The organism is Dysosmobacter sp. HCP28S3_G4, from assembly GCF_052065175.1.
In the GTDB taxonomy this organism is placed as follows: Bacteria; Bacillota; Clostridia; order Oscillospirales; family Oscillospiraceae; genus Oscillibacter.
On record NZ_JBQHUP010000074.1, the window covers coordinates 1 to 8,173 of the forward strand.

The following is an 8,173-nucleotide window of genomic DNA, read 5'->3' on the forward strand; positions in this document are numbered from 1 at the left end:
TTCGAAGCTTTCGGACGGATCCGTTTGTTATCAGCAACTTTTAAAAGATATCACATTCGCATTGGTTTGTCAAGAAGTTTTTTGAACCGCTTTTCAAACTTACGTCGGTCATCCAGCGGAACTCTCGCCTCGCCTGACGGCTTTGTAAGAATACCAAACCTTTCGACAAAAGTCAACGGTATTTTCCCGTGTTTGTACACTTTTTTTCTTCTTTTTCCCGCACATCCTAATATTTGGAATTTTTCGTAAAGCGTGATTAATGTTGAGAATATTTATTATCAGTTTAATTTATATCTGTTTTTCATTTTACACCACCTTTTCGTCACTTTTACTTTCACGTCCCATAAGACGCAGAAACGCAATGGAAACTGATACCTCATTTTCCTCTGAAAGTCAGGTCTCCCCCTTCAGATTCCGGAGCATCAGCTCCACTGTGCCGTTCATTGCCGCTCCGATTTTATCCAGCGTCTGTATCACGCTCTCCTTGGTGCGCATCTGCTGTCCCAGCCAGTCCATAATCAGTCCCGTCGCTGTCACAGTGATCAGATCCGTGACAAAAGCAATGTCCTCCTCAGGGGCCGGCGGCTCCATTCCGGCAGCCTGATGCTCCACCACCGCTTGGCAATAAGGTCCCAGCACTTTCCGGATGTAGCGCGTCACCACCTCATGGTTGATGGAGTTGTATGCGTTGAGGATCAGACCGCGGTTGTCCTGGAGGCGGCAGATCAGCGCCTCCATCCCGGCGCTCCAGTTGTCGTAATCCAGATTTTCTCTGGCAATGTCCTCCAGGTCCTCCTGAAAGATCCACTCCATCAGTTCATAGATGTCGTGAAAGTGATAGTAAAACGTCTGGCGGTTGACGCCGCAGTCCTCCACGATGTCCTTGACTGTGATCTTGTTGAGTCCGCGTTTGCTCAGAAGCTTTTTGAACGTCTCTGCCAGTGCCCGTTTTGTGGTCACAGACATGGTGATCTCCCTCCCGTAAAACCGAAGCGGCTTCTTTTGTATTAATTGTATGTTGATTGTAGCATGGTTCCCGATAAAAAGAAAGGAGGAGCCTCCGGACGGACGCTCTCTCCTCTGCTGCTGATTTCTTTTGTGATACCTGCGGCATCAATCCGCCCCGGGGTCTTTCAGACCGTTCAGTTCCGCCGCCGTCCGCAGCAGGACGGCGGGTTCGTTGGGCAGTTCCTCCTCCACGACCTTGTCCAGCAGGGCGTTCAGCGTCCGGCCCACCGCCGGTCCGGTGATCCCCATGGCCGTCAGGTCCCGGCCGCTCAGGGCCAGCTGCCGCAGGGAAAAGCACCGGTCCGCTTGCAGAATGTCCTCCATGATGGTCTCCGCTCTGCGGATCTCCCTCTGGTTTTCCGCCTGATACGCCGGAGCCTGGGCCAGATTGTCCGCCCGCTTCACCTCCAGCAGCAGCCGCAGACGCTCCTCGCCCAGCAGCCTCAGCGCCTGGCGGATGCCCTTTTCCGTCCGTGGAAATACCCGGTCGTGGTTCTCCACCAGGCTGAGGATCAGATCCCGGCGGCAGTTGTCGAATTTCAGCCGCCGCAGGATGTCCGCCGCCAGTTCCCGGCTCACCTTTGGGTGGCCGTAGAAATGTCCCACGCCCTGCTCGTCCACAGTGAAGCAGGAGGGCTTCCCCAGGTCGTGGAGCAACATGGTCATCCGCAGCGCCACGTCCGGCCGGACAGCCTCCACGCTGTGAATGGTGTGTTCCCACGCGTCATAACAGTGGTGGGGATTCCGCTGGTCCAGGCCCACCATGGGCAGGATCTCCGGCATCCATACACTCAGCACCTCCGGATAGTCCCGCAGCACCCGCGCGGCGGCCCTGCCGCACAGCAGCTTTTCCAACTCCATCCGGACGCGCTCCGCCGCGATGTCCCTCATCAGCTCCCGGTTCCGCCGGATGCTCTCCGCCGTGGCGGGATCAATGGAAAATCCCAGCACCGCCGTGAACCGCAGGCCCCGCATGATCCGCAGGGCGTCCTCGCCGAACCGGCGGTCCGGCTCTCCCACGCACCGCAGGACCCGCCGCTCCAGGTCCGTCCGGCCGCCGAAGGGGTCCCGGACGCGGCCGTCCAGGCCCAGTGCCATGGCGTTGACCGTGAAGTCCCGGCGGCGCAGGTCCTCCTCCAACGAGCGGGTGAAGGAGACGCTGTCCGGATGGCGGTGGTCCCGATACGTCCCATCCTGGCGGTAGGTGGTAACCTCCACCCGAAGCCGGCCCGTCACCACCGTGACAGTGCCGTGCCGAAGCCCCGTGGGGATGGCCCGGCGGCCGAAGACAGCCATGGTCTCCTCCGGCAGGGCCGAAGTAGTGACGTCCCAGTCCTCCGGCGCGCCGCCCAGAAGAAGGTCCCGGACACAGCCTCCCACGCACCAGGCCTCATGGCCCGCCGCCTGAAGGGGCTGCAAAACCGCTCTCACATCCTCCGGTATCCGCTGTTCCATGCCCATCGACGCTCTCTCCTGTTCCGCCCGTCAGGGGGCTTTTCACCCGCTCCCGGAAATCCGTTGGATTTCAGTTGCTTTTTCCATGCGGGTGTACTATAATAAATTGCCTTTTGTGGTACTATTATAATGTATTATAATGATTATAATCAATTTCCCCTGATTTTGCAATTCCCGGCAGTCCTCTGCCGGGATGGGTCTGAATTTTGATTACGGCGCTCCGGCGCCCGGAGGTTTTCTATATGATGAACAATCCTCATCCCATCGGTGATTATATCGTCCCCGGCAAGCGCGCCCATCTGGTGGGCATCGGCGGCGTGTCCATGTGTCCTCTGGCGGAGGTGCTCCTCGGCATGGGCCTTCAGATCCAGGGGTCGGACATGAACGACAGTGAGACTGTCCGGCATCTGCGGTCCCTCGGGATCCCCGTGGCCGTGGGCCACAACGCCGAGAACCTGGGCGACTGCGACTTCGTCATCCGCACCGCCGCCGTCCATGACAGCAATCCGGAGATCGCCGGCGCCGTGGCCCGGGGCATCCCCGTCTATGAGCGGGCCCAGGCCTGGGGCGCCATCATGCGCAGCTATCCCAACGCCCTGTGCGTCTCCGGCACCCACGGAAAGACCACCACCACCTCCATGTGCACCCACATCTTCATGGCCGCCCAGGCGGACCCCACCGTCATGATCGGCGGTACCCTGCCCCTGCTCCACTCCGGCTACCGGGTGGGCAAGGGCGACACCATCATTCTGGAGTCCTGCGAGTACTGCAACAGCTTCCTGAATTTCTTCCCCACCGAGGCCATCATCCTCAATGTGGAGGCGGACCATCTGGACTTCTTCAAGGATCTGGAGGACATTGAGCACTCCTTCCGGAAGTTTGCGGAGCTGGTGCCCCCCTCCGGCCATGTCATCGCCAACGCCGACGACCAGGGCGCCGCGGACGCCCTGCGGGATCTGGGCCGCCCGGTGTTCACCTTTGGTCTGGACCACCCCGCCGACTGCACCGCCGCCAACATCGGCCAGCAGGACGCCTGTCCGGAATTCGACGTCATGATCCACGGTCAGAAGTACGCCCATGCGGCGCTGCGGGTCCATGGACGCCACAATATCCTCAACGCCCTGGCCGCCGCCTCCGCAGCCTATCTGCTGGGCATCCCCGGCGAGGCGGTGGAGCGGGGACTGGAAACCTTCACCGGCGCCAACCGCCGCTTTGAGAAGAAGGGCAGCTATCACGGCGCCGACGTCTACGACGATTACGCCCACCATCCCGACGAGCTCCACGCCCTGCTGGAGTCCGTGAAGGGCATGGGCTACCGTCGGGTCATCGCGGCCTTCCAGCCCCACACCTACTCCCGCACCGAGAAGCTGTTTGACCGGTTCGTAGAGGAGCTGAAGACGCCGGATATCGCCATTCTGGCGGAGATCTACGCCGCCCGGGAGTCCAACACCTCCGGCATCTCCTCCGCCGACCTGTGCCGGGAGATCCCCGGGTCCATCTACTGCTCCACGCTGGAGAAGGTGACGGACCGGCTGGCGGAGCTGGCGCAGCCCGGCGATCTCATCCTCACCGTGGGCGCCGGCGACATCTACCGGGCCGGCGAAAAGCTGCTGGAAAGGGCGTGACCGCGTGAACATCTCTCAAGTCTTTCACAACACCCGTCCGGAGGGGGATCTGTCTCCCTCCGAGGCAGCGGCCTTTGATCTGCTGGAGGAACTGCGCATCCCCTACGACCGGGTCTCCCATGACCACGCCGACACCATGGAGGACTGCGCCGCCATCAGCGACATTCTGGGCATCCGGATCTGCAAGAACCTGGTTCTGTGCAACCGGCAGAAGACGGAGTTCTACCTTCTCACCATGCCGGAGGACAAGCCCTTCCACACCAAGGACCTGAGCCATCAGATCGGCTCGTCCCGGCTGTCCTTCGCGCCGCCGGAGCTGATGAGTGAGCTCATCGGCTGCACCCCCGGTTCCGCCAGTGTGCTGGGGCTGATGAACGACACCGATCGCCGGGTCCGGCTGCTCATGGACCGGGATGTGGCCCAGGCGGAGTGGTTCGGTTGCCATCCCTGCCTGAACACCAGCAGTCTCCGTATCCGGACCCGGGACCTGCTGGATGTGTTTCTGCCCCACACCGGCCACAGCGTCACGCTGGTAGAGCTGTGAGCGCGGCCCCCCTCTGAGAGAGAACAGACAGAAACATATATTTCGGGGAGATACCAATGGATCCGAACAACATCTGGGACTGCCGCCGCAAGCGGATTTTTGAGATCATCGAGATTGGGGATACATACGATTATCCCAGCCGCGCCTACGACTTTCTGAACGCGGTGGCCATCGTCGTCAACCTGGTGGTCAGCGTGATGTATACCTTTGACGACATCCGCAGCGCCCACGGCACTCTGCTGCTGACCATCGAAGCCGTCACGGTGGCGTTTTTCTTCGTGGATTACCTGCTCCGGCTCTGGACGGTAAAGTTCCTCTACCCGGGCATGCCGTCGTACCGGTCTTTTCTGAAATACGTGTTCTCCTTTACCGGCATCGTGGACCTGCTGTCCTTCCTGCCCTACTATCTGCCCATCTTCTTCCCCTCCGGCAGCGTGGCCTTCCGGATGTTCCGGGTCATGCGCATCTTCCGGCTGTTCCGCATCAACGCCTACTACGACTCCCTGAACGTCATTTCAGAGGTCATCGCCAGCAAGCGCCAGCAGCTGTTCTCGTCGGTGTTCATCATCCTGATTCTCATGCTGGCCTCCAGCCTGTGCATGTACAGTCTGGAACACGACGCCCAGCCGGATGTGTTCACCAACGCCTTCTCCGGCATCTGGTGGGCGGTGTCCACGCTGCTGACCGTGGGATACGGGGATATCTATCCCATTACCGATATGGGCCGTCTGTTCAGCATTATCCTCACATTTCTCGGCGTGGGCATGGTGGCCATCCCCACCGGTATCATTTCCGCCGGCTTCGTGGATCAGTACTCCCGCGTCAAGCAGATCAGTGAGTACGCCAGTGAGGAGGCCGTCCGCTTCATCAAAGTCCATCTGACGGAGGATGACCACTGGGCGGGGAGAACGGTGAAAGACATCGGACTCCCCTACGGCGTCATCGTGGCAGCTATCCAGCGGAACGGGAAGATCATCGTTCCCCGGGGCAATGTGACTCTCTGGGCCGGGGACACCCTTGTTCTGGGCGCGGAATCCTATCAGGACGATCAGCACATCGATCTGAAGGAAGTGGTCCTCCGGATCCACCACCCTTGGAACAAGCGGTATATCCGGGATCTGGACATCTCCCGTCAGACCTTTATCATCATGGTGAAGCGGGAGGGCAAGATCATGATCCCCAAGGGCGATCTGATGCTGCAGGAGGGCGACCACGTGATCCTCTACAGCCAGAAGTATCTGTCCAGCGCCAGCAGCATCCATCTGTAAAAAACAGAGCGCCCGGCCGGGCGCTCTGTTCGTCTTTATCCGTTTGTCTGCTTTTTCCGTCCGCCGATGAACAGGATGAACACCAGTGCGCTGACCGCCATGAGATACGGATAGAACAGATACGGCAGCAGGCTCATGGCGGACAGGCCCGCCGCGGCCAGTCCCGCGCCGGACACGGCGTACAGCAGCTGGGCGCCGTAGGGCAGGATGCCCTGGATGACAGACGCGAAAATATCCAGTAGCGACGCGGTGCGCCGGGGATCAATGCCATATTCCTGGCTGATATCCTTCGCGATGGCGCCGGTCATGATGATGGCCACCGTGTTGTTGGCCGTGGCCACGTCCACCGCCGCCACCAGTCCCGCGATGCCCAGCTGGGCGCCCCGCTTGCTGCGGATATGCCGCCGTGCGAAGGACAGAATGGCGTCAATGCCGCCGTACTCCTTGATGAGGGCGCTGATGCAGGCCACCACGATGGAGATGACGGTGATGTCGTACATGCCCGTGACGCCGTCTCCCAGTCCCGTCAACAGATCCGTCAGGGAGACGCCGGTCCCCAGGCCCACCGCCAGGGACAGCACCGTTCCGGCGATGAGGACGCCGAATACGTTGAAGCCCAGGACGGCTCCCACCAGCACCACCAGATAGGGCACCACCTTGATGACGCTGAAGGCCTGCTGCTCGATCTCCGCGTCCAAATGGGGCGTGATGACCAAGAACAGCGCCAGCGTGGCCAACGCCGCCGGCAGGACGATGAGGAAGTTCATCCGGAACTTGTCCTTCATCTCGCAGCCCTGGGTCCGCACCGCCGCGATGGTGGTGTCGGAGATCATGGAGAGGTTGTCGCCGAACATGGCGCCGCAGACCACCGCCGCCGTGCACAGCGGCAGGGAGAAGCCGGTGGAGGCGCTGATGCCCGCCGCGATGGGTGCCAGGGCGGCGATGGTCCCCACGCTGGTGCCCATGGACAGGGAGATGAAGCAGGCAATGAGGAACATGCCGCCCACCGCCAGCTTCGCGGGGATCAGGGACAGAAACAGATACACCGTGGAATCCGCGCCGCCGGCGGCCTTGATGGTGCCGGAGAAAATGCCCGCCAGCAGGAAGATCAGGCACATGGTGATGATGTTGTCATCCGCCAGTCCCTGGGCGATGACGTGGATCTTCCGGTTGAAATCCAGTTTCGGGTTCTGGACAAAGGCCACCATCAGGGCGATGAGAAATACGAACACCGTGGGCATGGCGTAAAAACTGCCCAGTGCGATGCCGCTGCCGATGTACAGCACCAGAAATACCCCGATGGGCAGCAGCGCCCTGTAATTTCCTCTGTTCTCGTTCATTGTGGATGTTCCCCTCTCGTTTTTCTTGTGTCTTCTCTCTGCGAAAGTCCCCCTGTTCAGCGGGACAGCTCCTCCACGGAGCATTGCCGCACCACGGCGGACAGTTCAGCCTCTTCCGCACAGACACCGGCATAATAGCCCCGGAACACCTCCAGAGGCCGGTATCCGACGCCGGGCGGCAGAATCGGCTCCGTTCGGAGGACGGCGGCGACGCCGGCGCCGTCCCGTTTGGCGGCCGCCTCCCGGCGGACCCACCAGCGGAGAAATTCCGCCCGGTCCGCCGTCCCGGCCAGACGCTCCATCGTCCGGCGGCCCACCGGACGGTCGAACTCGATGTCCACCCCCACCGGGGCGACGGACACTCCTGCCAGCACCGCGCCATTCGTGTGGCTCAGGCTGAAGCACACCTCCGGATGCGCCGGGAAAAAGGGCTTTCCCCGGTCCGACCAGGCCATCTGCGGCAGGACGTCCCAGCCCATCCGGGTCCGGAGGGCCAGTGTCAGGAGGGCGTAGGCGCACAGCGGTTCCCGCCAGGCCGTCCGGTCCGTCCACAGCAGCCGCTCGCGCCGCCGGGACGGCAGCCGTTCCAGAAGGACCGCCGTCTCGCTTTCCGTCAGAGGCCGGTCCAGCCGCGCCGCCCACAGGTCCATGACGCCGTCTCTCCTTTCGCCGCCCCCGGAGTCCGGGAGATTTTCGCAAAATTACACAATTTTATTGTACTCTTTTCGACATTGCTTTGTAAAGACTTCCTTTTCCCAAAGATGCCTGAATTTTTTTTACGAAAAAAAGAGGAAATCGGCGTTCTTTTGGGTATATCTAATTTAGGGAACCTCTGAATAATAGCCTTTGTCCTGTTCCTGCTCAATGTATTAGCCGCTATTTGCACTTGGTTAAGGTAATTTAAGCGAAAAAATAGCCATTATTTCTCTGCTT

General features: G+C 60.6%; 8 protein-coding genes. 4 read left to right on the forward strand and 4 right to left on the reverse strand.

Annotated features, from left to right (window positions below):
- A partial coding sequence (locus ACTNBU_RS12020; protein ID WP_441034273.1) for a hypothetical protein occupies window positions 1–249 on the forward strand: 249 nt, incomplete at its 5' end.
- Between the two features lie 144 nt (window positions 250–393).
- Here the strand turns inward: ACTNBU_RS12020 and ACTNBU_RS12025 are convergent.
- Together ACTNBU_RS12025 and ACTNBU_RS12030 are read right to left on the reverse strand one after the other, a co-directional pair.
- Window positions 394–966 (reverse strand): TetR/AcrR family transcriptional regulator C-terminal domain-containing protein, encoded by a 573-nt coding sequence (locus tag ACTNBU_RS12025; RefSeq protein WP_441034275.1) that lies wholly within the window; start codon window positions 964–966, stop codon window positions 394–396.
- A 147-nt stretch (window positions 967–1,113) separates the two neighbouring features.
- Window positions 1,114–2,469, reverse strand: a complete 1,356-nt coding sequence (locus ACTNBU_RS12030) for a CCA tRNA nucleotidyltransferase (RefSeq protein WP_441034277.1) — start codon at window positions 2,467–2,469, stop codon at window positions 1,114–1,116.
- Between the two features lie 236 nt (window positions 2,470–2,705).
- On the opposite strand from ACTNBU_RS12030, the gene murC reads away from it, so the two are divergent.
- Genes murC through ACTNBU_RS12045 form a run of 3 tightly spaced genes read left to right on the forward strand, consistent with a single transcriptional unit; the run spans window position 2,706 to window position 5,900 of the window.
- Window positions 2,706–4,088 carry a UDP-N-acetylmuramate--L-alanine ligase gene (gene murC, locus ACTNBU_RS12035; protein ID WP_441034279.1) on the forward strand — a complete coding sequence of 461 codons (1,383 nt, stop codon included), beginning with the start codon at window positions 2,706–2,708 and terminating at the stop codon, window positions 4,086–4,088.
- Between the two features lie 4 nt (window positions 4,089–4,092).
- Window positions 4,093–4,632 carry a prolyl-tRNA synthetase associated domain-containing protein gene (locus ACTNBU_RS12040; RefSeq protein ID WP_441034280.1) on the forward strand — a complete coding sequence of 180 codons (540 nt, stop codon included), beginning with the start codon at window positions 4,093–4,095 and terminating at the stop codon, window positions 4,630–4,632.
- A gap of 56 nt (window positions 4,633–4,688) precedes the next feature.
- The gene (locus tag ACTNBU_RS12045; RefSeq protein ID WP_441034282.1) at window positions 4,689–5,900 is read left to right on the forward strand and encodes an ion transporter; all 1,212 of its coding nucleotides are present in this window, start codon (window positions 4,689–4,691) and stop codon (window positions 5,898–5,900) included.
- 35 nt (window positions 5,901–5,935) lie between these two features.
- Here ACTNBU_RS12045 and ACTNBU_RS12050 read toward each other — a convergent pair whose 3' ends face one another.
- Together ACTNBU_RS12050 and ACTNBU_RS12055 are read right to left on the reverse strand one after the other, a co-directional pair.
- Window positions 5,936–7,240, reverse strand: a complete 1,305-nt coding sequence (locus ACTNBU_RS12050) for a Na+/H+ antiporter NhaC family protein (protein ID WP_441034284.1) — start codon at window positions 7,238–7,240, stop codon at window positions 5,936–5,938.
- A gap of 56 nt (window positions 7,241–7,296) precedes the next feature.
- Complete coding sequence (locus tag ACTNBU_RS12055; protein WP_441034286.1) at window positions 7,297–7,890, reverse strand: 4'-phosphopantetheinyl transferase family protein; 594 nt, start codon at window positions 7,888–7,890, stop codon at window positions 7,297–7,299.
- Between the last annotated feature and the right edge of the window lie 283 nt (window positions 7,891–8,173).

Excerpts from the sequence above, each read along its gene's own strand:
- ACTNBU_RS12025 (WP_441034275.1), bottom strand. The coding sequence starts at position 966 with ATGTCTGTGACCACAAAACGGGCACTGGCAGAGACGTTCAAAAAGCTT.
- ACTNBU_RS12030 (WP_441034277.1), bottom strand. The coding sequence starts at position 2,469 with ATGGGCATGGAACAGCGGATACCGGAGGATGTGAGAGCGGTTTTGCAG.
- murC (WP_441034279.1), top strand. The coding sequence starts at position 2,706 with ATGATGAACAATCCTCATCCCATCGGTGATTATATCGTCCCCGGCAAG.
- ACTNBU_RS12045 (WP_441034282.1), top strand. The coding sequence starts at position 4,689 with ATGGATCCGAACAACATCTGGGACTGCCGCCGCAAGCGGATTTTTGAG.
- ACTNBU_RS12050 (WP_441034284.1), bottom strand. The coding sequence starts at position 7,240 with ATGAACGAGAACAGAGGAAATTACAGGGCGCTGCTGCCCATCGGGGTA.
- ACTNBU_RS12055 (WP_441034286.1), bottom strand. The coding sequence starts at position 7,890 with ATGGACCTGTGGGCGGCGCGGCTGGACCGGCCTCTGACGGAAAGCGAG.